General features: G+C 64.3%; 24 protein-coding genes. 7 read left to right on the forward strand and 17 right to left on the reverse strand.

Features of this window, described 5'->3' with window-relative positions:
• The first annotated feature begins 264 nt into the window (after positions 1 to 264).
• Entirely contained in the window at positions 265 to 1,890 is a 1,626-nt protein-coding gene (locus XH91_RS32245) for an MFS transporter (protein ID WP_206733080.1), read from the forward strand.
• Between the two features lie 71 nt (positions 1,891 to 1,961).
• Here XH91_RS32245 and XH91_RS32250 read toward each other — a convergent pair whose 3' ends face one another.
• The 3 genes from XH91_RS32250 to XH91_RS39125 all read right to left on the reverse strand — a co-directional run bounded on the left by XH91_RS32250 (position 1,962) and on the right by XH91_RS39125 (position 3,366).
• Positions 1,962 to 2,432, reverse strand: coding sequence for a secondary thiamine-phosphate synthase enzyme YjbQ (locus tag XH91_RS32250; RefSeq protein ID WP_164935293.1), 471 nt, complete (start codon positions 2,430 to 2,432; stop codon positions 1,962 to 1,964).
• Positions 2,433 to 2,576: 144 nt separating this feature from the next.
• Entirely contained in the window at positions 2,577 to 3,095 is a 519-nt protein-coding gene (locus XH91_RS32255) for a hypothetical protein (protein WP_164933531.1), read from the reverse strand.
• A gap of 43 nt (positions 3,096 to 3,138) precedes the next feature.
• On the reverse strand, positions 3,139 to 3,366 hold the full coding sequence (locus XH91_RS39125; RefSeq protein ID WP_164933532.1) for a hypothetical protein: 228 nt from the start codon (positions 3,364 to 3,366) through the stop codon (positions 3,139 to 3,141).
• 114 nt (positions 3,367 to 3,480) lie between these two features.
• On the opposite strand from XH91_RS39125, the gene XH91_RS32265 reads away from it, so the two are divergent.
• The 5 genes from XH91_RS32265 (at position 3,481) to XH91_RS32285 (ending at position 6,118) form a co-directional block, all read left to right on the forward strand.
• Positions 3,481 to 3,855 carry an AtpZ/AtpI family protein gene (locus XH91_RS32265; protein WP_128954345.1) on the forward strand — a complete coding sequence of 125 codons (375 nt, stop codon included), beginning with the start codon at positions 3,481 to 3,483 and terminating at the stop codon, positions 3,853 to 3,855.
• A gap of 114 nt (positions 3,856 to 3,969) precedes the next feature.
• Entirely contained in the window at positions 3,970 to 4,719 is a 750-nt protein-coding gene (locus tag XH91_RS32270; RefSeq protein WP_128954346.1) for a F0F1 ATP synthase subunit A, read from the forward strand.
• Positions 4,720 to 4,772: 53 nt separating this feature from the next.
• Positions 4,773 to 5,000: a F0F1 ATP synthase subunit C gene (locus XH91_RS32275; protein WP_092238250.1), complete on the forward strand. Its 228-nt coding sequence runs from the start codon at positions 4,773 to 4,775 to the stop codon at positions 4,998 to 5,000.
• Between the two features lie 60 nt (positions 5,001 to 5,060).
• A complete protein-coding gene (locus XH91_RS32280) occupies positions 5,061 to 5,627 on the forward strand; it encodes a F0F1 ATP synthase subunit B family protein (protein WP_128954347.1) in 567 nt (188 codons plus the stop codon).
• 5 nt (positions 5,628 to 5,632) lie between these two features.
• Positions 5,633 to 6,118 (forward strand): F0F1 ATP synthase subunit B family protein, encoded by a 486-nt coding sequence (locus XH91_RS32285; RefSeq protein WP_128954348.1) that lies wholly within the window; start codon positions 5,633 to 5,635, stop codon positions 6,116 to 6,118.
• A 199-nt stretch (positions 6,119 to 6,317) separates the two neighbouring features.
• Here the strand turns inward: XH91_RS32285 and XH91_RS32290 are convergent, their stop codons facing one another.
• The 5 genes from XH91_RS32290 to XH91_RS32310 all read right to left on the reverse strand — a co-directional run bounded on the left by XH91_RS32290 (position 6,318) and on the right by XH91_RS32310 (position 11,597).
• A complete protein-coding gene (locus XH91_RS32290) occupies positions 6,318 to 6,959 on the reverse strand; it encodes a hypothetical protein (RefSeq protein WP_128954349.1) in 642 nt (213 codons plus the stop codon).
• Positions 6,960 to 7,076: 117 nt separating this feature from the next.
• Positions 7,077 to 7,664 carry a GNAT family N-acetyltransferase gene (locus tag XH91_RS32295; protein ID WP_018316343.1) on the reverse strand — a complete coding sequence of 196 codons (588 nt, stop codon included), beginning with the start codon at positions 7,662 to 7,664 and terminating at the stop codon, positions 7,077 to 7,079.
• Between the two features lie 57 nt (positions 7,665 to 7,721).
• Complete coding sequence (locus XH91_RS32300) at positions 7,722 to 9,011, reverse strand: M16 family metallopeptidase (RefSeq protein WP_128954350.1); 1,290 nt, start codon at positions 9,009 to 9,011, stop codon at positions 7,722 to 7,724.
• Entirely contained in the window at positions 9,008 to 10,426 is a 1,419-nt protein-coding gene (gene thrC, locus XH91_RS32305) for a threonine synthase (protein WP_164933533.1), read from the reverse strand. Before thrC ends, XH91_RS32300 begins: the two co-directional genes overlap by 4 nt.
• 526 nt (positions 10,427 to 10,952) lie before the next feature.
• Positions 10,953 to 11,597, reverse strand: coding sequence for a response regulator transcription factor (locus tag XH91_RS32310; protein ID WP_128954352.1), 645 nt, complete (start codon positions 11,595 to 11,597; stop codon positions 10,953 to 10,955).
• A gap of 87 nt (positions 11,598 to 11,684) precedes the next feature.
• Between XH91_RS32310 and XH91_RS32315 the strand changes: the two genes are divergently transcribed.
• Complete coding sequence (locus tag XH91_RS32315; protein ID WP_128954353.1) at positions 11,685 to 13,019, forward strand: ATP-binding protein; 1,335 nt, start codon at positions 11,685 to 11,687, stop codon at positions 13,017 to 13,019.
• 1 nt (position 13,020) lies between these two features.
• Here XH91_RS32315 and XH91_RS32320 read toward each other — a convergent pair whose 3' ends face one another.
• From XH91_RS32320 to coxB, 9 genes are all read right to left on the reverse strand, one after another.
• The gene (locus XH91_RS32320) at positions 13,021 to 13,386 is read right to left on the reverse strand and encodes a nuclear transport factor 2 family protein (protein ID WP_128954354.1); all 366 of its coding nucleotides are present in this window, start codon (positions 13,384 to 13,386) and stop codon (positions 13,021 to 13,023) included.
• A gap of 110 nt (positions 13,387 to 13,496) precedes the next feature.
• Positions 13,497 to 14,261, reverse strand: coding sequence for an SURF1 family protein (locus XH91_RS32325; RefSeq protein WP_128954355.1), 765 nt, complete (start codon positions 14,259 to 14,261; stop codon positions 13,497 to 13,499).
• Entirely contained in the window at positions 14,258 to 14,659 is a 402-nt protein-coding gene (locus XH91_RS32330) for a DUF983 domain-containing protein (protein ID WP_128954356.1), read from the reverse strand. The genes XH91_RS32325 and XH91_RS32330 overlap by 4 nt, the downstream gene beginning before the upstream one ends.
• A 108-nt stretch (positions 14,660 to 14,767) precedes the next feature.
• Positions 14,768 to 15,664, reverse strand: a complete 897-nt coding sequence (locus XH91_RS32335) for a cytochrome c oxidase subunit 3 (RefSeq protein ID WP_128954357.1) — start codon at positions 15,662 to 15,664, stop codon at positions 14,768 to 14,770.
• Positions 15,665 to 15,728: 64 nt separating this feature from the next.
• Positions 15,729 to 16,385 (reverse strand): cytochrome c oxidase assembly protein, encoded by a 657-nt coding sequence (locus XH91_RS32340; RefSeq protein WP_128954358.1) that lies wholly within the window; start codon positions 16,383 to 16,385, stop codon positions 15,729 to 15,731.
• A 6-nt stretch (positions 16,386 to 16,391) separates the two neighbouring features.
• Positions 16,392 to 16,556, reverse strand: a complete 165-nt coding sequence (locus XH91_RS32345) for a CoxF protein (protein WP_128954359.1) — start codon at positions 16,554 to 16,556, stop codon at positions 16,392 to 16,394.
• 7 nt (positions 16,557 to 16,563) lie between these two features.
• A complete protein-coding gene (locus XH91_RS32350; RefSeq protein WP_128954360.1) occupies positions 16,564 to 17,508 on the reverse strand; it encodes a heme o synthase in 945 nt (314 codons plus the stop codon).
• A gap of 65 nt (positions 17,509 to 17,573) precedes the next feature.
• Positions 17,574 to 19,202, reverse strand: coding sequence for a cytochrome c oxidase subunit I (gene ctaD, locus XH91_RS32355; RefSeq protein ID WP_128954361.1), 1,629 nt, complete (start codon positions 19,200 to 19,202; stop codon positions 17,574 to 17,576).
• An 87-nt stretch (positions 19,203 to 19,289) separates the two neighbouring features.
• Positions 19,290 to 20,144 (reverse strand): cytochrome c oxidase subunit II, encoded by an 855-nt coding sequence (gene coxB / locus XH91_RS32360; RefSeq protein ID WP_128954362.1) that lies wholly within the window; start codon positions 20,142 to 20,144, stop codon positions 19,290 to 19,292.
• Positions 20,145 to 20,255 lie beyond the last annotated feature (111 nt).

Consider the following 20,255-nt stretch of genomic DNA (forward strand, 5'->3'; position numbering starts at 1 on the left):
TGCAAGGGCACAATATTCCTTTGCCGGAAGGGGGTTAATCCGCAGGCGCCGCCTGCGGCGCGGCATTATAAATCCGCCTCGTCAGTTGCTTGTCAGTGCGCACGGCCGAAAGTCGTATTGGGACGGGTTTCACGCCGATGTTACCTTAGGGGCAAGACCAGGGTTGATCCGGCAGGCCCGGACAGCTGGGACGTGAGGAAACGAAATTCGGGGAGCGCATTCACAATGTCCACAATGGCTGCAACGTCGGCTCGGCCGATCGGGATGACGAAGGATGAGAGGTTCGTCATCCTCGCATCGTCGCTCGGCACCGTCTTCGAGTGGTACGACTTCTATCTCTACGGGTCGCTGGCCCCGATCATCGGCGCGCAGTTTTTCTCGGCCTATCCGCCGGCAACCCGCGACATCTTCGCATTGCTGGCCTTTGCCGCAGGCTTCCTGGTTCGCCCCTTCGGCGCAATCGTGTTCGGTCGCGTCGGCGACATCGTCGGCCGCAAATATACCTTCCTCGTGACCATCCTGATCATGGGTCTGTCGACCTTCATCGTCGGCCTGCTGCCCAGCGCGGCAACCATCGGCTTTGCCGCCCCGGTGATCCTGATCGCCTTGCGCCTGTTGCAGGGCCTGGCCCTCGGCGGTGAGTATGGCGGTGCTGCGACCTATGTCGCCGAGCATGCCCCGCATGGCAAGCGCGGCTATTACACCTCCTTCATCCAGACTACGGCGACCATGGGCCTGTTCCTGTCGCTGCTGGTGATCCTGTTCACCCGTACCGCGACCGGCGAGCCGGACTTCGCGGCCTGGGGCTGGCGCATCCCGTTCCTGGTTTCGGTGCTGCTGCTCGGCGTGTCGGTGTGGATCCGGTTGCGCCTGAATGAATCGCCGATCTTCCAGAAGATGAAGGAAGAGGGCAAGAGCTCGAAGGCGCCGCTGACGGAAGCCTTTGCCAACTGGCAGAACGGCAAGCTCGTGCTGCTGGCGCTGCTCGGCGGCACCATGGGCCAGGGCGTGGTCTGGTACACTGGCCAGTTCTACGCACTGTTCTTCCTGCAATCGATCCTCAAGGTCGACGGCTATACCGCCAACCTGCTGATCGCGTGGTCGCTGCTGTTCGGCACCGGCTTCTTCGTCGTGTTCGGTGCGCTGTCCGACAGGATCGGCCGCAAGCCGATCATCCTCGGCGGCTGCTTGATCGCGGCGCTGACCTTCTTCCCGATCTTCAAGATGATCTCCAGCAACGCCAACCCGGCGCTGGAAAAGGCGATCGAGGCCACGAAGGTCGAGGTGGTGGCCGATCCCGCGGGCTGCGGCGACCTGTTCAATCCGGTCGGCACCCGTGTCTTCACCGCGCCTTGCGACACCGCCCGCGCCTTCCTCGCCGCCTCGTCGGTCAAGTATTCGACGAGCGCCGGCGCGGCCGGCTCCGGCGTAAAGGTCATGATCAACGGTAAGGACATCGCCTATCCCGACGCGAAGGCGGGCAACCCGGCGATCACGGCTGCGATCGCGGCAGCGGGCTATCCCAAGGCGGGCGACCCCGGCATCGTGAAGATGTCCAACCCGTTCGACATCTTCCGTCCGCAGGTGGCGGCGATCATCGGCCTGCTGTTCATCCTGGTGATCTTCGTCACGATGGTCTACGGCCCGATCGCGGCGATGCTGGTCGAACTGTTCCCGACCCGCATCCGCTACACCTCGATGTCGCTGCCCTACCACATCGGCAACGGCTGGTTCGGCGGCCTGCTGCCGGCGACCGCGTTCGCGATCGTGGCCTCGACCGGCGATATCTACGCCGGTCTCTGGTACCCGGTGGTGTTCGCGATCATCACGGCCGTGGTCGGCTTCCTCTTCGTCCCCGAGACGAAGGACGTCGACATCACCAAGACCTGATCGCGCGTCGCAACAGATCAACAGAGCCGGCCGCAGAGCGATCCGCGGCCGGTTTCTTTTGCGGAACGCTACTAATTGCCGCCGATGAATTGCAGCACGACCTCGCGGCGATGCGGCCGCGCGCGGTGCTCGACCAGGTAGATCGCCTGCCAGGTGCCGAGCGCCAGCTTGCCGCCCAACACCGGCACCTGCAGCGAGGTCTGCGTCAACATCGTCTTCACATGCGCGGGCATGTCGTCCGGCCCTTCGGTGTCGTGTGTCCACGGCACGCTTTCGGGCGCGAGCCGTGACAGCGCAGTGGTGAGATCGACCAGCACGGACGGATCGGCGTTTTCCTGGATCGTCAGCGACGCCGAGGTGTGGCGGATGAACAGCGTCAGCGCGCCGTCGCGGGCGTGGGCCTCATTGATGAATTTTGCGACCTCGCCGGTGAGATCGGTGAAGCCGCGGCCGGGCGTCTGCACGGTGAGCAGCGACGACACGATCGTGGTGGCTTGCACGGAGGACGGCGCGGAGCGGGTGATGGATTTGGATGACGTCATCAAAACTCTCTCATTACGTCGTCCTGGCGAAAGCCAGGACCCATTACCCCGAATGCCTGTGACTACGAGAGATCGTGACTGCCATCGAGAAAAACAGCGGGGCCGCGGCGTATGGGTCCTGGCTTTCGTCAGGACGCAGAAGTGTCAAATCTTCCCCGACACGTCCCTCTGTACGCGGTTGGCCATGTCGATCAGCCGGCGCCAGGCTTTTTCCAGGAACGACATCATGCGGTCCATGTCCTGGTCGCTCGGCAGCGGAATCTCGAGCTTGCGGTCGCCCTCGGCGACCTTTGGCTCGGCCTTTTTCAGCGGGTCGGACTTCGGCAGCGCCTCGTCGATCTTGCCCGATACGGTCGGCCCTGCGGCCAATTGCCCCTTCAGCTTCTCGACCTCGGCCTGGAGGCGGCCGATCTCGGCATCGAGCGCTGAGCGCTCGTCGGGCACGGCGTAGCAGGCCCAGCCGGAGCCGTTCTTGCTGCAGGTCGAGACCCTGCCGGTGCGGGTGTCGAGCCGCAGCACGCCCTCGGGGATCGGCGTCATGGTGTAGCGGCCATTTTCGCCCTCAGGCGCCGATTGCGCGGCAACCAGGCTGCCGCTGACGGAAGTCGCGACGACGATCGCCGCCGCCAGCCATGATGTTGTGGATGATTTCGCCGGCCTCATTGCCCTCTCCGCCACGCTGCGCAGGTGGCGCATAACCCAAATTCTACACCCCGGCGGAGAGCCGCGCATCGCCCGCTCGCGCGAATCCGCCGCCAAAAACCGCTTCGGCAAAATCAACTGTAACGGCCGTCCCTTTGATCCCGTGAGCGCGGCGAAATGTCGGCCACGGCGGCGGATCGCGCGGCGAGCTGCTGCGGTGCGGCGTCACGCTGTGTGCAGCGCTCGTGTGCGGGTCAATATCTCCAATAAAATCAGATATATAGCCGATCACGACGCGATCGTGACTTGGCTTGACTTGATTATGTGCGGTCAGTATGGTCCGCGCGGCTTTTGAGGGTGGCGGGCGTAATTTCCATTCAACCGCAGCGTTTCGGGTCTTCGTGGCATGGCTCAGGACACGGGACACAGCGGGAATGGAGATCGCGATAGATCGCCCGAGGAAGCTGCGCTTTCCGAACGGCTCGGAAGTCTCGATCAGCGGTTGTCCGAATTTCGCGGCCGCCACATCAAGACCGAGCAACCCGCAGGTGACGGTGGAGACGGAGCGGCCAGAGCCTCGGCGATGGCGCTTGGTTTTCGGTTATCTTCCGAGTTGGTCGCCGGTGTCGCTGTCGGAGCGGGGATTGGCTGGGGTTTCGACCGCTTGCTGTCGACGTCGCCTTTCGGATTTATCGTGTTCATGCTGCTGGGCTTCGTGGCCGGCGTGGTGAACGTGGTGAGGTCGGCGGGCGCAGGTCAGAACAGGCGCGGTGGTTCGTAAAGCCGATCCGACCCACGGAGAGGAATTGTCGCGCCGGTTTCGCCGGTGCGGGCCGGCCCGGCCGGCAGACCGAGACACGCCGGCTCGTCCGGCAGACCAAGAGATGCCGCGCCGATGAAAATCGATCCAATCCACCAGTTCAACATCGAGCCTCTCTTCACGATCGGCCATATCGGCCATCAGACGATCGCATTCACCAATTCATCGCTCTACATGCTGGTGGCCGTCGCCGTCATCTCGATCCTGATGTTGGCCAGCGGCACGCAGCTGGTTCCGGGCCGCCTGCAGTCGGTCGCCGAAATCTCCTACGAGTTCGTCGCCTCGACCATCCGTTCGACCGCCGGCACGGAAGGCATGAAGTTCTTCCCGCTGGTCTTCTCGATCTTCATGTTCCTCTGCGTCTCGAACCTCGTCGGCGTCATCCCCTATACCTTCACGATCTCGAGCCATCTGATCGTGACCGTCGCGCTGGCGCTGCTGGTGTTCTTCACGGTGCTGATCTACGGCGTCGCCAAGAACGGCCTGAAGTTCTTCAAGATTTTCGTTCCTCACGGCGTCCCCGGCTACATCCTGCCGCTGGTCATGTTCATCGAAATCCTGTCGTTCTTCCTGCGGCCGGTTTCCCACAGCGTCCGTCTGTTCGCCAACATGCTGGCGGGCCATATCGCGCTCAAGGTGTTCGCGGGCTTCGTCGCCATGCTGGGCTTCTCGCTCGGCGCGATCGGCTGGGTCGGCGGCGTGCTGCCGCTGGCGCTCACGATCTCGCTCTACGCGCTCGAGATCCTGGTCGCGTTCCTGCAAGCTTATGTGTTTGCGATCCTGACCTGCATCTACCTCAACGACGCCATTCATCCGGGACACTGAGCGGTCCGGGGAATTTCCACCCAAAACCCAATCTTTCTTCCAAGGAGTCTAAAATGGATCCGACAGCAGCAAAACTTATCGGCGCGGGCATCGCATGCATCGGCATGGGCGGCGCGGGCGTCGGCGTCGGCGTGATCTTCGGTAACTACCTCGCCGCAGCCGTTCGCAACCCGTCGGCTGCCCAGGGCCAGTTCGGCAACCTGATCTTCGGCTTCGCCGTGACCGAAGCGCTCGGCATCTTCTCGCTGCTGATCGCGCTGCTTCTGCTGTTCGTTTTCTAAAGAACGACTTCTTCGCGCCGCTTCATCCGAAGCGGCGCGTGACAGCAACAGGAGTACTCCATGGCCGAGAGTCATGGCGAGGCGAAAGCTCCGGAGACCGGCGCCCACACCGAAGCCGACGGCGGTCATCACGCCGGCGCGTTTCCGCCGTTCGACAGCAGCACCTTCGCTTCGCAGCTGGTGTCGCTCGCGATCTTCTTCGTCGCGCTTTACGTGATCGTGTCCAAGCTCGCTCTGCCGAAGGTCGGCGGTGCGATCGAAGCGCGTCAGAACAAGATCGAGGGTGACCTCGCCGAGGCGCAGACGCTGAAGGACCAGTCCGAAGCGGCGCTGAAGGCCTACGAAGGCGAGCTCGCTTCGGCGCGTTCGCGGGCGCAGGCCATCGGCAACGAATCCCGCGACAAGGCGAATGCGCAGGCGGACGCCGAGCGCAAGGCGCTGGAAGAGCAATTGGCGACCAAGCTCGCCGAGGCGGAGAAGACCATCGCCTCGACCCGCACGGCCGCCATGAGCAATGTCCGAGGCATCGCGGCCGATGCGGCAGGCACCATCGTGCAGCAGCTCACGGGCGTCGTTCCGGACGCAGCGTCGGTCAATGCCGCCGTTGATGCGTCCTTGAAGGGTTAGTCGATATGTTCTTCGAACCTGAAACATGGGTTGCCGTCGCCTTCGTCATCCTGATGATCGTGTTCGGCTATGTCGGGGTCTTCAAGAGCGCGATGTCGGCGCTCGACAAGCGCGCCGAGCGCATCAAGGCCGAGCTCGACGATGCGACGCGCCTCAAGCAGGAAGCCGCCAAGGTTCTGGCCGACTACAAGGCCCGCAGCGCCTCGGCCGAACGCGAGGCCGCCGACATCATCGCCAACGCCAAGAGCGAAGCCGAGCGCATCGCGGCCGAGGCCAAGGCGAAGATGGAAGACTTCGTCGCCCGCCGTACCAAGACCGCGGAGAGCAAGATCGCGCTCGCCGAGGCCCAGGCGCTGGCCGATGTCCGCGCCGCAGCCGCGGAAGCCGCCGTGCAGGCCGCCTCCACGATCCTGTCGCAATCGGTCAAGGGACAGGTCGCCGACGATCTGCTCGCCAAGGGCATCACCGAGGTTCGCCAGAAGCTGAACTGAGGATAGAAGCCTCACCCATCAAAAAGCCGGCGCTGATAGCGCCGGCTTTTTTGTTTGTGCGAGGTTGCATCTCCAAACGAGCTGTCATCGCCCGATTTAATCGGGCGATCCAGTACTCCGAGACGATTGTGACTCCTCGATAAGCCGCGGCCTACTGGATGCCCCGGTCAAGCCGGGGCACGACAGCTGAGCGAGTGGCCTACTTCTTCTTCCGCACCTTCGGCTCGGGGCCCAGCGCCTGCGGGTCGAAGCCGACATAGAAGATGTAGGAATCGGCAACCGCCGCCGACGGCACCGGATAGGAGAGGTCCTCGGCGACGAAGGTAAAGGGCACGCTGCCGCCCTCCGTCATCTCGACCGTGGTCCGGTAGGCCTTCGAGGCGATCACCTTCTCGCCGACGCCGCCCTGCACGACAGCGACACGCAGGGGGACTTCGACCGTCGCAGGTGCGCCCGCGGGGCCAGCGATGACGCGGCCCTGGATGCCGATGTGCGCCGTGATCTCGCTGCCATTGCGGATGCATTCGCGCGCCATCTTGCTGATCGAGGCCTGGAAGCGCACGTCGTTGCCGACCGCCGCCTTGCCGGTCGCGCCGACGCCATAGGTGGACGCTCCGGCGCGCACCGTGACCTGCGGGCAATCGATTTCGTCATCGGCAGGCGCGCCCGGCGCGGGCGCAGGCTTGGCAGGCTCGTCGGGTTTGCCACCAAACAGGCTCTTGAAGCGGTCGGTCAGCGATTGCGCTGCGACCGGCGACACGGCCGCAAATGACACCGACAGCGCCAGCGCGATCACCGGACCCCGCCGCAGCGCATTCCGCAATGATCGAAGTTCATTCATGGACGCCAGTACTCCATCACGACATCCCGGCCGATCGGCCGGCTCGTGCGGGTTATATCGCCAAAATCGGCGATCCCAAGGCAGTAAAAAGTGGTGATCCCGGCGCGCAGGGGTAGCTCAGCCGCGGAAATCCTCGTGCAGCAGGCCGAACAGCAGATGGTCCTGCCAGACCCCGTTGATGCAGAGATAGCGGCGCGCCAGCCCCTCGCGGGAGAAGCCGCACTTCTCCAGCACCCGGATCGACGGCGCATTGGTGGGGATGCAGGCGGCCTCGACCCGGTGCAGATTGAGCTCGCCGAACAGCGTCGGCAGCAGCACCCGGAGCGCTGCGGTCATGTAGCCGCGATGGGCATGCGGCTGGCCGACCCAATAGCCGATGGTGCCGGCCTGAACAATGCCGCGCCGGACATTGGCCAGCGTGATGCCGCCGACCATGGCGCCGTCGAGCTCACGGAAGATCAGGAAGGGATAGGAGCGGTCCGCGGCGATGTCCTCGGAATAGCGGCGCAGGCGGCGACGGAAGCCGGAGCGGGTGAGATCGTCCGACGGCCAGATCGGCTCCCACGGCGTCAGATAATCGCGGCTGGTCTCGCGCAGATGCGCCCATTGCAGGAAGTCCGACATCTGCGGCGCGCGCAGCAACAATCCGTTGCCGCGGGGGGCGAGAGCAGCAGGTCCACTGGACGGCAGGCGAAACAGGGCCATGGTGATGCTTCCCGGGGTGGGCGTACGCCAGCGCGGCTCCTGGTGCAGCCGCGCCTTTTAGTGAAGCCGCGCCTTGGCGCGCGCCCGGGTCAATCCTTCCGCAAAAGATACCGCCGTGTCCAGACCCCTGCCGCTGCCTAATGCGACAACTGCAGGGCGGCTGCGCGAAAGCAGCGCACGCGCCGCATCGCGGGTCGATTCGACGCTGACGGCATCGATCCGGGCCACCAGCTCCTGCACGGTCTGCGGCCGCCCATAGGCCAGCACGTGCCGGGCGAGCTGCTCGGCGCGCGAGGAGCAGCTCTCCAGCGCCATCAGCAGCCCCGCCTTCATCTGCGCCTTGGCGCGGGCGATCTCGGCCTCGGTCAGGGTCTCGACCGAATCATTCATGATATCGACCACGACCTCCATCATTTCGGGCGCGTCGGCGGGATCGGTGCCGGTGTAGAGGCCGAAGAAGCCGGTGTCGGTATAGGGCGCGTGGAACGAGTAGATCGAATAGCAGAGGCCGCGCTTCTCGCGCACCTCCTGGAACAGTCGCGACGACATTCCGCCGCCGAGGATGTTGGTGAAGACCTGCAGCGAGAACAGCGACAGATCGGTCTGCGGCACGCCTTCCAGCGCCAGCGTCAGATGCGCCTGCTCGAGCTCGCGATGCACGACCTTGACGCCGCCCTTGCCGAACTGAGCTGCCTGCGGCTTCGGCCCCGGCGTTGCCTCGAAGCTCGCAAAGCGCTTCTCGGCCTCGGCGACGACCTGCTTGTGATCGACGGCGCCGGCCGCCGCCACCACCATGTCGGGGCCGCGATAATGCGTCGACAGGTAGCTCCGCAGCGAGTCGCGATTGAAGCTTTTGAGCGTCTTGGCGGTGCCGAGCAGCGAGCGGCCCATCGGCTGGTCGGGATAGCAGAGCTCGTTGAGATGCTCGAACACGACGTCGTCGGGCGTGTCCTGCGCCGCGCCGATCTCCTGCACGATGACGTTCTTCTCGCGCTCGAGCTCGTCGGGCTCGAAGGCGGGATTGGCGAGAATGTCGGCGAGCACGTCGAGCGCCAAGGGCACGTCGGCCTTCATCACCCGGGCATAATAGGACGTGGTCTCGGTCGACGTCCCGGCGTTGAGGTCGCCGCCGACCGCCTCGATCTCCTCGACGATTTCACGCGAGGAGCGAGCGGTGGTGCCCTTGAAGGCCATGTGTTCGAGCAGATGCGAGATGCCGTGCTCGTTCGGCTTCTCGTCGCGGCCACCGACGCCGGCCCAGACGCCGAGCGCGGCGGTCTCCAGATGCGGCATGTTGTCGGTGACGACGGTCAGGCCGGAGGCAAGCTTGGAAATCTCGACGCTCATCCGGCAACTCCCTGTTTTGCGGCGCGGCTGACCGACAGCACGAACCGCTCGACCTCGGCCTGATCGTTCTTCATCACCTTCATATGTTCTGGTTTGGTCATGAGGCCGTCGAGCCAGGCCGGCAGAAGCGGCCGCTGGCCGCAAGCGGTCTCCACGGCATCAGGGAATTTGGCGGGGTGCGCGGTCGAGAGCACGATGTTGGGCACGCTCGTGTCGGTGGTGTCGCGATCGGCGACGGCGAGCGCGACGGCGGTGTGGGGATCAACGAGCTCGCCGGCCTCGCGCCAGGCGGCGCGGATCGCGGCCGCGGTCTCGGTCTCGTCGGCTCGGCCGGCGTCGAATTCCTCGCGGATCGCGGCGAGCATCGCGTCGGGCAGGACGAAGCGGCCCGACTGCTTCAACTGTTCCATCAGCCGGCGCACGCTCGAGGCATCGCGCTTGCCCGCCTCGAACAGCAGCCGCTCGAAATTCGAGGAGATCTGGATGTCCATCGACGGCGAAGCGGTCGCGTGCACCTCCCGCACCTCGTAGATGCCGGTCTTGAGCGTGCGGGCGAGGATGTCGTTGACGTTGGCGGCGATGCGCAGCGTGCGCACCGGAAGACCCATCCGCTTGGCGACATAGCCTGCAAAAATATCGCCGAAATTGCCGGTCGGCACGATGAAGTCCACCGCCCGCGCCGGCGCACCGGCGGCCACCGCTGACGTGAAGTAGTAGACCACCTGGGCAACGATCCGCGCCCAGTTGATGGAATTGACGCCGGACAGCGAGGTCGCGTCGCGAAAGCGATGGTTGTTGAACATCCCCTTCACGAGCGCCTGGCAGTCGTCGAAATTGCCTTCGACGGCGAGCGCGTGGACATTGGCCGCGCCCGTCGTCGTCATCATGCGCTGCTGCACCTCGGAGATGCGCTTGTGCGGAAACAGCACGATGAGGTCGACATTCTCCAGCCCCGCGAAGGCTTCGACCGCGGCACCGCCGGTGTCGCCTGACGTTGCGACCACGATGGTGGTGCGTTGGCCGCGCTTGGCGAGCACATGATCCATCAGCCGCGAGATCAGCTGCATCGCCACGTCCTTGAAGGCGAGCGTCGGACCGTGAAACAGCTCCAGCACGAATTGATGCGGCGACATCTGGCGCAGCGGCACCACGGCCGGATGACGGAAGGTGGCATAGGCCTCGTTCGCCATGCGGCCGAGCTCGGCGTCCGGAATCTCACCGCCGACGAACGGACGGATGATTTCGACCGCGACCTCCCAATAAGGCCGACCGAAGAAGCCGGCGATGGTCTCCGTCGACAGCCGCGGCCAGGTCACCGGCACATACAGGCCGCCGTCGCGGGCAAGCCCGGTCAGCATCACGTCGCAGAAGCCAAGCTCAGGGGCCTCGCCCCGGGTCGAAATATAACGAGTCAAACTGCCCTCCAAAGGCTGGCACGGTCCCAGTCCGGGCCTTAAGCCTTTGATTTCACGATGTTCCTAGTTCAAGCCAGAGGCTTTGCGGCACCATAGAGTGTTTTGCAGGGCCGCACCATGCCCAACGAAAAAGGGCTGCGGCGATGCCGCAGCCCTTCTCTTGGAAGGTCTGTCGTTGATGTGTGCAGACCCGGTTTTCGTCGCGAGGCCGTCTGCCCCGAAAATCGCTGGTTCGAGCTATCGTTTCCTGTCACGGAATCGTCAAGGAGAAAAACGGCGTGCGACACCAAATGTTCCAGTTTTTCCCGATAAGCCCGGGCGCAGCGTCGGCGATCGCGGCGCCCGGTGCCTGGCACCATTGCCTCTTTTTCCCGACGCTGCGCACGAACGAGGAACGAACGCCCGGCCGCCCCATTATGTCGGCGGAAGGTCTCCGCCGTCGTCCACCATTGCCCGGACGCGCGACAGGCCGGCCCGCCGACTGAGCCGGCTGCATCCTGGAGCAGCCGGCTCAGTCCCTGGCGGGTCAGTTCATGCCGATTTCCACCGCGATCCGGATCAAGTCGGAATGGTTCTTGGCTCCCAGCTTCTGCTTGAGCAGGGAGGTGGTGTTGGCGACGGTCTTGTAGGAGATACCGAGGGCCTCGGCGACTTCGACGATCTTGTTGCCGCGGCCGAGCAGGCGGAGAATTTCGAGCTCCCGCGGCGTCATTTGCGAGGCCGGGTTCGCCTTGATCGCAGCACCCGAGAAGGTCACGGCCTCAGCGAGCTGAGGCGAGATGAAATTGTCGCCCGCGACCACCTTGCGCACGGCCTTCAGCAGGATCCGGGGATCGTCGCCCTTGGAGACATAGCCCTGCGCCCCGAGCTCCACCGCGCGCACCACGAAGGCAGGATCGTCATTCATGCTGAACATGATGATCTTGGCGTCCGGATCGTCCTTGCGGATCCGGCGCATCAGCTCGAAGCCCGAGACGTCAGGCAGGCTGATGTCGATGACCGTGACGTCCGGCCGCTTGCTGATATAGGCCTTGTGTCCGGATTTGGCGTCGCTCGCCTCATCGATGCGGATCGAATGGTCGGAGGCAAACAGGGTGCGACAACCTGACAGCACAACGGGGTGGTCGTCGACGATCAGGACCCGGGTCGCCAGCTTGGTTGTATCTTGCATCGCGCACTCTCTTGTTTTGGCGACTCATAGACTGGCGGGAACAAATGGAAAGAGAGAATCCCGCCAATGCGCGTTAGAATTGACCTAATGTGGCAACGACTTCCATTTAGAACCCAATTGTTCCTCCCGCTCGGCGTGAGCTTTGTCGCCGCGCTGGCCATGGGGGGCGTGTTGCTCCAGAACTTCTCGGCCAGCCAGCTGGCCGACGAGAACGAACCTGGTCGACGCTCAGTCCGGACCATCGCTGTCGCACTCAACAGCACCCTGAGCGCGTCAGACAATCCGCGCAAGCTGCTCGATGCATTCGTCGGCTCATTGGGCACCTCCAATGACATCCAATTCCGCCCTGCGGAGGCGGGTCCCGCGCCTTCCGTGAGGGACGGCCTGCATGGCGTGCATGGCGTGCCGCAATGGTTCGTGAACCTGATCGCCATCCCGGATATCGACGCGGCATCTCCCGTGATCATCGACGGCAGACGCGTTGGCGACATCGTGTTCGTGCCCGACATGACGGCTGATCTGTTCGAGAAATGGGTCGGCCTTCTGGCCCTGACGAGCCTCATCGCCGTGCTGATGGTGTTGACCGGAACGATCGCCTATCTATTCGCGAGATCCGCGCTGCGGCCGCTGCAGGATCTCGGCGCAGGCCTGACGCGCATACGGCGCGGCGATTATGCGACGCCGATCCCGGTCGCGGGGCCGCCGGAAATCCGGCAGAGCTGTGAGGAGGCCAATGCCCTTGCCGCGACGCTCGCGCAATTGAGCCAGCACAATCGCGAGCTGTTGCATCGCCTGGTGTCGCTCCAGGATGATGAGCGGCGCGATCTCGCCCGCGAGCTGCACGACGAGCTTGGCCCGCTGCTGTTCAGCATCCGTGCCGGCACGATCGCATTGAGCGAAGCCTCGCCGCAGACGGGACATCTCGGCAACTCCGTGCAGGAGGTGATGCGATCCATCGAGGCGCTGCAGCAGACCAACCGCCGCATCCTCGACCGGTTGCGGCCGCTCTACATCGAGGAGCTGGGGCTCGAGGCCAGCCTGCGGACGCTGCTCCGTAATTTCCGCGCGCAGGCGCCGCATATCGGCCTCACCGCAACGATCGATCCTGATCTCAACGGGATCAGCGGGCCACTGGCCCAGACCGTCTACCGCGTGATCCAGGAGGCGTTGACCAACGTGCTGCGCCACGCCGGAGCGGGCAATGCCCATGTGGAGGCGACGATATCAGGCGATGCCCTCACCATCGAAGTCTCCGATGACGGAGGCGGCTTTCCCGCCGACAATGTCTTCGGCCGCGGCCTGACCGGCATGCACGAGCGCGTGCGCGCGCTCAGCGGCTCGCTGTCACTGCTGCGTGCGGACGAACGCACCTATGTGCGCTGCCGCCTTCCACTGGAGGAGATGAGGGGCGAGCCGATCTAGACTAGCACACGCCGCAATCGTGCGAGTCCTGCTGCGCCGGCTCGCATAGCGTGCTGTGGATCTTGCCTTCCGCACTGAAACGAAACGATGCGCGAATGCGCAGCGCGCCCGCAACCGAATATTCGAGATCGATGCCGTTCTGGGCCGGGTGGATTTCCTCCAGGCCGAAGCCCGCCGAGGAAAAGGCGCTCAGCTTCGGTCCCCAGTAGGTTTCGATCTCGCGGCGGCCGCGATAACGCCGCGTGCCGTTGCACGTGCATTCCAGCTCGGCATCGTCGGCATAGAGGTCGAGCAGCGTCGCGAGGTCGCCCTTGCGGCAGGCATCCACCCAATCGACGACAAGTCCCATCTGATCGAAATCGCTCAACGCCAGCAATCCTGTTTGCCGCGGAAAAAACCTGGAGGCGGCTTAAGGTCACCCTCGTGAATATGCGCTGAATAATAAAGCCCGGGCGATTGCGGGTTCCCACCGGAAACCTACGGACCCGCGCTGCTCTGTCGCCGTCCCCTCGCCCAGACGGCAAAGGCGATCAGCACGGCGCCCGCCAGGGTGAACCAGGTGATGGCATATTGCAGATGATCGTCCTTCAGATGCACGTCGAGCGGTCCCGGACGCGGAATGCCGTTCGCCGGCACCGGCTGCTCGAGATCGACGTAGAACGGCGCAGTCGTGCCCCAGCCCAGGGCGCCGGCGATCGCCAGATGATCGCGTACGAACCACAACCGCTTGACGCGATTCTCGGCCGGCGTCAGCCATCCGGCCTCTTCCGGGAATCGGAGATAGCCGGTGAGCGCGACGGGCGTGCCGGTAACCAGCTTCTGCACCGCGCGATCCTCGACGCTGCGCTCCTGCATCGTGTTCTCGACGAAGCCCGTATCGATCACCACGATCTCCCCGCCCGGCAGCCGGGCCGGCAGGAACGCCCAGGTGCCGGGCGTTGATGCGTCCTTGCGCACCGCGGAGCCGGACGAATAGACCATCGCGTCCGGCAGGGGCGCATAGGTCGCGGTGAAGCTGACGCGGCGAAACTCGTCGCGCGCAGGGGTCAGCGCGGCCCATTGCTGGGGCGGCGGCAGCGCAACGGGTGCTGCCGCGAGGCGCTCCGTGAGCGCGGCGATCAGCTCGTGCTTGGCGGTGCGGCGCTGCAATTGCCAGATTCCGAGCGCGACGAAAGCCGCGGTCAGCAAAAGCGTGAACAGCATGAAGCCGGTCACGCCGGGCTTGCTCGAAGTCTCGTTCATTTCGCGCGGTCGATCAGCCGGCCGGGTGCCGCCTTGTGATGGAATTGCAGCGCGATCAGGAGGGACTTCATCGAGCGTAACGGCAGCAGCGTGGTGGCGAGGATCAGGGGCAACCAAAGCACCGCGTGCAGCCAGAATGGCGGCTGATACTTGGCCTCGACGACGAGCGCGCAGCCGACCACGATCGCGCCGGCCAGCATGATGATGAAGATCGCCGGACCGTCGCCGGCGTCGATGAAGGCGTAGTCGAGGCCGCAGCGGTTGCAGGAGGGCGCCAGCGTCAGGAAGCCCGCATAGAGCTTGCCCTCGCCGCAGCGCGGGCATTTGCAGGCGAGCCCGCGCAGCGCGCTTTGCAGCACGGTGGGCTGGGTCTGTGGCGTCTCGGTGGTTTCGTTCATCACACCCAAGCCTAGCACAGTTTCGGCCAAGATCCCCGCGGGATCCCGGTAGCGCGAAAACGAAAGGGCGGCCCTGCGGCCGCCCTTTGCAGATTGATCCGTTACGGCTCAGTGCGCGCCGTGGGCCATGGTCTCGGCGCCGTGTCCCCAGACATAGATACACAGGAACAGGAACAGCCAGACCACGTCGACGAAATGCCAGTACCACGCGGCGAACTCGAAGCCGAGGTGCTGCTTGGGCGTGAAGTGGCCGGCATAGGCGCGTGCCAGGCACACGATCAGGAAGATGGTACCGACCAGCACGTGGAAGCCGTGGAAGCCGGTCGCCATGAAGAAGGTCGCGCCGTAGACGTTGCCGGCGAAGGAGAACGCCGCGTGGCTGTACTCGTAGGCCTGCACGCAGGTGAAGGTCGCGCCCAGCAGGATGGTGAGGATCAGGCCATACTTCAGGCCCTGGCGATCGTTCTCGAGCAGGGCGTGATGCGCCCAGGTGACCGTGGTGCCCGAGGTCAGCAGGATCAGCGTGTTGAGCAGCGGCAAATGCCAGGGATCGAAGGTCTCGATGCCATGGGGCGGCCAGGTGCCCGGCACCGCGCAGGCGCCGGCAGCCGTGCCGAGGCCGCAGCCGAAGATCGCGTCCCGGGTGGCGTGGACGGCATCGGCCGGGAACAGCGCGGCGTTGAAATAGGCCCAGAACCAGGCGACGAAGAACATCACCTCGGAGGCGATGAACAGGATCATGCCGTAACGGTGATGCAACTGCACGACGCGGGTGTGGTCGCCCTTGTACTGGGCTTCCTTGATCACGTCGCCCCACCAGCTCGCCATGGTGTAGAGCACGCCGACGGTGCCGACACCGAACACGATCGGCGCGGCCGAGAACATGTGGTGCATCCAGGAGATCGCGCCGACCGCCATGATGAAGGCCGAGATGGAGCCGACCACCGGCCACGGAGACGGATCGACCAGATGGTAGTCGTGATGCTTGCCTTGCGCGGTAGCCATTGCGGTCTGTCTCCTCAATCCCGTGCCTATCAGGCACTTATCCCCTTAGTCCAACCCCGGAGCGTCAACCCGGCGGCTGGAGATTTCCCTTGCGCTTGTCGTCATCGCCGGATGCGAGCGGCTTCACCACCGGATCCTTCACCGCATAGAACGTGTAGGACAGCGTGATGGTGCTGAGCCCGTCATTGTCGTGGTCATTCACGATCGACGGATCGACATAGAACACCACAGGCATCTCGCGCTTCTCGCCGGGCGCCATGGTCTGCTCGGTGAAGCAAAAGCAATTGATCTTCTCGAAATAGGACCCGACCGTCAGCGGCGCGACATTGTAGGCGGCCTGCCCTGAGGTGGTGCGCGCGGCCTGGTTGGTGACGGTGTAATAGATGGTCGTGACCTGGCCGATATTGACCTCGATTTCGGTCTGCTCGGGCTCGAACTTCCAGGGCAGGCCGGGCGCGACGTTGGCATCGAAGCGCACGGCGATCTTGCGGGCGATCGGGCCGCTGGCGGGCGCCGAGGTCGCGACTTGCGTCGTGCCGTTGAAGCCGGTGGCGCGGCAGAACCAGTTGTAGAACGGCACTGCGGCGTAGGACGCGCCGATCATCAACGCGACCACGCCGCCGCAGATCGAGGCGACCAGCACGTCGCGGCCCACGCCACCCGAACGGCCCGTCTTGGCCGTTCGGCGCTCGTCCTGAGATATGGTCGGCTTCTGATCCATCTTCCCCTACAGCGGCCGAACTAGAACCGCCGGTCCCTTGACCATGGTGACGGCGAAGAAAAGGATGACGAGCACGCCGAGCGCCAAAGCGATTGCAATGGAGCGCTGACGACGGCTCTTCTTCTGCGCCTCGGTGAGGACGATTCCATCTGGCTCGGGTTTGTCAGCCATTCCTGCCTCATGCGCCCCCAACCATTGCAGCAAGCGCCCGGAACACGACCTCGGCCAGCAAGGTCGCGAACAGCGCGAACAGGTACAGGATCGAGAAGGCGAACAGCTTTCGCGTCGCGCGCAGCGACTGGCTGCGCTCGCGGCGCATATAGACGTTGATCGCGAGCACCAGCATGCCGGCGCCAAGGATCAGCGAGACAATGCCGTAGACGGCGTCGAAATAGCCGAGCGCCCAGGGTGCCGCAGCCACCGCAATCAGCACGATGGTGTAGAGCAGGATCTGGAGGCGGGTCGCGTCCGGACCGGCGACATTGGGCAGCATCGGAATGCCGGCGCGGGCATAGTCGTCGGAACGAAACAGCGCCAGCGCCCAGAAGTGCGGCGGCGTCCAGAAGAAGATGATGGCGAACAGCAGCAGCGGCTCGACGTCGACCGTGCCGGTGACGGAGGCCCAGGCCACCACCGGCGGCAGCGCGCCGGCGGCGCCGCCGATCACGATGTTCTGCGCGGTCCAGCGCTTCAGGCCCATCGTGTAGATGACGACGTAGAAGAAGATGGTGAAGGCGAGCAGCGCGCCTGCGATCCAGTTGACGAGGATGCCGAGCGTCATCACCGAGAAGAAAGCGAGCGTCATGCCGAACGCCATCGCCTCGGGCCGGGTGACACGGCCGCGCGGGATCGGACGGTTCGCGGTGCGCGACATCTTCGCGTCGATATCGCCCTCGAGCGCCATGTTGAGTGCGCCGGAGGCGCCGGCTCCGACGGCGATGCAGAGCAGCGAGGTGATCGCGAGCACCCAGTGGAAATGTCCCGGCGCCATCGCCATCCCCACCAGCGCGGTGAAGATCACGAGCGACATCACTCGCGGCTTGAGCAGCGCGAGGTAGTCACCAACCTCGGCCTCGGAGATGCGGGGATTGATGTCGATGGCGTTGTGATCGAGGACGGACACTTAAACCTACTCGTTTCGTTGTAGAGCCGCGGCGCCCGTCACGGGCGCCGCGGGAGTCGGGTTGCTTACTGCACGCGGGGCAGCACTTCGAACTGGTGGAAGGGCGGCGGCGAGGGCAGCGTCCATTCCAGCGTGGTTGCGCCGGCGCCCCAGGGATTGTCGCCCGCCGGGACCTTCTTCATGAAGGCGTCGAACACGCAGTAGAGGAAGATCAGCACGCCGAAGCCCGAGATGTAGGAGCCGATCGACGAGATCAGGTTCCAGCCAGCAAACGCATCCGGATAGTCGACGTAGCGGCGCGGCATGCCCGACAGGCCGAGGAAGTGCTGCGGGAAGAACACCAGGTTGACGCCAACGAAGGTGAACCAGAAGTGCGCCTTCGCGATCGTCTCGTTGTACATGTAGCCCGTCATCTTCGGGAACCAGTAGTACCAGCCGGCGAAGATCGCGAACACGGCGCCGAGCGACAGCACGTAGTGGAAGTGCGCGACGACGTAGTAGGTCTCCTGCAGCACGCGATCGACGCCCGCGTTCGCCAGCACGACGCCGGTGACGCCGCCGACCGTAAACAGGAAGATGAAGCCCACGGCCCAGATCATCGGAGCGCGGAACTCGATCGAGCCGCCCCACATCGTGGCGATCCAGGAGAAGATCTTCACGCCGGTCGGAACCGCGATCACCATCGTGGCGGCAACGAAGTAGGCCTGCGTCGCCGAGGACATGCCGACTGTGTACATGTGGTGCGCCCACACCACGAAGCCGATGCCGCCGATCGCGACCATGGCGTAGGCCATGCCGAGATAGCCGAACACGGGCTTGCGCGAGAAGGTCGAGACGATCTGGCTGATCATGCCGAAGCCGGGCAGGATCAGGATGTACACCTCGGGGTGACCGAAGAACCAGAACAGATGCTGGAACAGCACCGGATCGCCACCGCCCTCGGGGTTGAAGAAGGTGGTGCCGAAGTTACGGTCGGTGAGCAGCATGGTGATCGCGCCGGCAAGCACCGGCAGCGACAGCAGCAGCAGGAACACCGTCACCAGGATCGACCACACGAACAGCGGCATCTTGTGCAGGGTCATGCCCGGCGCGCGCATGTTGAAAATCGTGGTGATGAAGTTGATGGCGCCGAGGATCGACGAGGCGCCCGCCAGATGCAGCGAAAGGATCGCGAAGTCGACGGCCGGGCCCGGGTGGCCCGAGGCCGACAGCGGCACGTACATGGTCCAGCCGGCGCCGACGCCATTGGCACCGGGCTCGCCCTCGACGAAGCTCGACATCAGCAGCAGCGCGAAGGAAGCCGGCAGCAGCCAGAACGAGATGTTGTTCATGCGCGGGAACGCCATGTCGGGCGCGCCGATCATCAGCGGCACGAACCAGTTGCCGAAGCCGCCGATCATTGCGGGCATGACCATGAAGAAGATCATGATCAGGCCGTGCGAGGTCACGAATACGTTATAGGTGTGCGTTTCGTGGAATATCTGGACGCCCGGGAACATCAACTCGGCACGGATCGCGATCGACATCGCGGCCCCGATGATGCCCGCGATGACCGCGAAGATCAGGTACATCGTGCCGATGTCCTTGTGGTTCGTCGAATAGACGTAGCGACGCCATCCGGTCGGATGGGCGTGCTCGTGGTCATGTCCGTGGTCTTGCGCGTGATCGCCGTGTGCCGCTGCGCTGGTTGCCATTTTCAAATCCTGCCTTGCGTCCCGTTCGGACCTTGGAGGTCCCGCCCTTTATGTCGCTTTCAGTCCCTCTGAGCCGTCGCCCGGCGCTTATTGCGTCGGGCCGGCTGCCGAGGCGAAGGTGCTGGTGTCGCCGCTCGCAAACTTCTTCTTCGCCGATTCAACCCAGGAAGCGAATTCCTGGTCGTTCACCACGCGAATCGCGATCGGCATGAAGGCGTGGTCCTTGCCGCAAAGCTCCGAGCACTGGCCGTAGAACATGCCTGTCTTGGTGGCCTTGAACCAGGTTTCGTTCAGCCGCCCCGGAATGGCGTCGATCTTGACGCCGAAGGCCGGCAGCGCGAAGGCGTGGATGACGTCGGCGCCGGTGACCTGGACACGAATCACCTTGTTGACCGGCACCACCATCTCGTTGTCGACGCCGAGCAGACGGGGCTGCTTGTCCTGGGCCAACAGCGAGTCGAACTCGAACTTGCCGTTATCGGGGTAGGCGTAGGACCAGTACCACTGCTTGCCGGTCGCCTTGATCGTCAGGTCCGCCTTCGGCACGTCGAGCTCGAGGAACAGCAGGCGGAACGACGGCACCGCGATGCCGACCAGGATCAGCACCGGCACCAGGGTCCACACCACCTCGATCAGCGTGTTGTGGGTGGTCCGCGACGGCACCGGATTGGCCTTCGCGTTGAACTTCACCACCACGATCACCAGCAGCGCCAGCACGAACAGCGTGATCACGATGATCAGCACAGACAAGAAGTTATGGAACCAGACGATGTTGTCCATCACCGGGGAGCCAGAGCCTTGCAGATGCCATTCCCACGGCTCGGGCTGCCCGAGCTCGGCGAATGCCGCGCCGCCCGTCGCCAGCATGATGCCAGCCGCCACCACGGCGATGGTGGCCATTCCCAGCAAATGACGGCCCACCCGACTCATCGACATCCTCATGCCGTTCGCGCTCCCCTAACGAAATCACCCCAGGTGCATTCCCCTATTTTTGGGGAACGCTTATTCGATCCGCCCGTCTGACAAACCGCCGCGCAAGAATACCTCTAAGAG

Origin of the sequence: Bradyrhizobium guangzhouense (assembly GCF_004114955.1) — a bacterium.
Classification (GTDB): Bacteria; Pseudomonadota; Alphaproteobacteria; order Rhizobiales; family Xanthobacteraceae; genus Bradyrhizobium; species Bradyrhizobium guangzhouense.

What these genes read in the sequence shown, in the direction of transcription:
- XH91_RS32245 (WP_206733080.1), top strand. Translation starts at nt 265, where the DNA reads ATGACGAAGGATGAGAGGTTCGTCATCCTCGCATCGTCGCTCGGCACC.
- XH91_RS32250 (WP_164935293.1), bottom strand. Translation starts at nt 2,432, where the DNA reads ATGACGTCATCCAAATCCATCACCCGCTCCGCGCCGTCCTCCGTGCAA.
- XH91_RS32255 (WP_164933531.1), bottom strand. Translation starts at nt 3,095, where the DNA reads ATGAGGCCGGCGAAATCATCCACAACATCATGGCTGGCGGCGGCGATC.
- XH91_RS32265 (WP_128954345.1), top strand. Translation starts at nt 3,481, where the DNA reads ATGGCTCAGGACACGGGACACAGCGGGAATGGAGATCGCGATAGATCG.
- XH91_RS32270 (WP_128954346.1), top strand. Translation starts at nt 3,970, where the DNA reads ATGAAAATCGATCCAATCCACCAGTTCAACATCGAGCCTCTCTTCACG.
- XH91_RS32275 (WP_092238250.1), top strand. Translation starts at nt 4,773, where the DNA reads ATGGATCCGACAGCAGCAAAACTTATCGGCGCGGGCATCGCATGCATC.
- XH91_RS32280 (WP_128954347.1), top strand. Translation starts at nt 5,061, where the DNA reads ATGGCCGAGAGTCATGGCGAGGCGAAAGCTCCGGAGACCGGCGCCCAC.
- XH91_RS32285 (WP_128954348.1), top strand. Translation starts at nt 5,633, where the DNA reads ATGTTCTTCGAACCTGAAACATGGGTTGCCGTCGCCTTCGTCATCCTG.
- XH91_RS32290 (WP_128954349.1), bottom strand. Translation starts at nt 6,959, where the DNA reads ATGAATGAACTTCGATCATTGCGGAATGCGCTGCGGCGGGGTCCGGTG.
- XH91_RS32295 (WP_018316343.1), bottom strand. Translation starts at nt 7,664, where the DNA reads ATGGCCCTGTTTCGCCTGCCGTCCAGTGGACCTGCTGCTCTCGCCCCC.
- XH91_RS32300 (WP_128954350.1), bottom strand. Translation starts at nt 9,011, where the DNA reads ATGAGCGTCGAGATTTCCAAGCTTGCCTCCGGCCTGACCGTCGTCACC.
- XH91_RS32310 (WP_128954352.1), bottom strand. Translation starts at nt 11,597, where the DNA reads ATGCAAGATACAACCAAGCTGGCGACCCGGGTCCTGATCGTCGACGAC.
- XH91_RS32315 (WP_128954353.1), top strand. Translation starts at nt 11,685, where the DNA reads ATGTGGCAACGACTTCCATTTAGAACCCAATTGTTCCTCCCGCTCGGC.
- XH91_RS32325 (WP_128954355.1), bottom strand. Translation starts at nt 14,261, where the DNA reads ATGAACGAGACTTCGAGCAAGCCCGGCGTGACCGGCTTCATGCTGTTC.
- XH91_RS32330 (WP_128954356.1), bottom strand. Translation starts at nt 14,659, where the DNA reads ATGAACGAAACCACCGAGACGCCACAGACCCAGCCCACCGTGCTGCAA.
- XH91_RS32335 (WP_128954357.1), bottom strand. Translation starts at nt 15,664, where the DNA reads ATGGCTACCGCGCAAGGCAAGCATCACGACTACCATCTGGTCGATCCG.
- XH91_RS32340 (WP_128954358.1), bottom strand. Translation starts at nt 16,385, where the DNA reads ATGGATCAGAAGCCGACCATATCTCAGGACGAGCGCCGAACGGCCAAG.
- XH91_RS32345 (WP_128954359.1), bottom strand. Translation starts at nt 16,556, where the DNA reads ATGGCTGACAAACCCGAGCCAGATGGAATCGTCCTCACCGAGGCGCAG.
- ctaD (WP_128954361.1), bottom strand. Translation starts at nt 19,202, where the DNA reads ATGGCAACCAGCGCAGCGGCACACGGCGATCACGCGCAAGACCACGGA.
- coxB (WP_128954362.1), bottom strand. Translation starts at nt 20,144, where the DNA reads ATGAGGATGTCGATGAGTCGGGTGGGCCGTCATTTGCTGGGAATGGCC.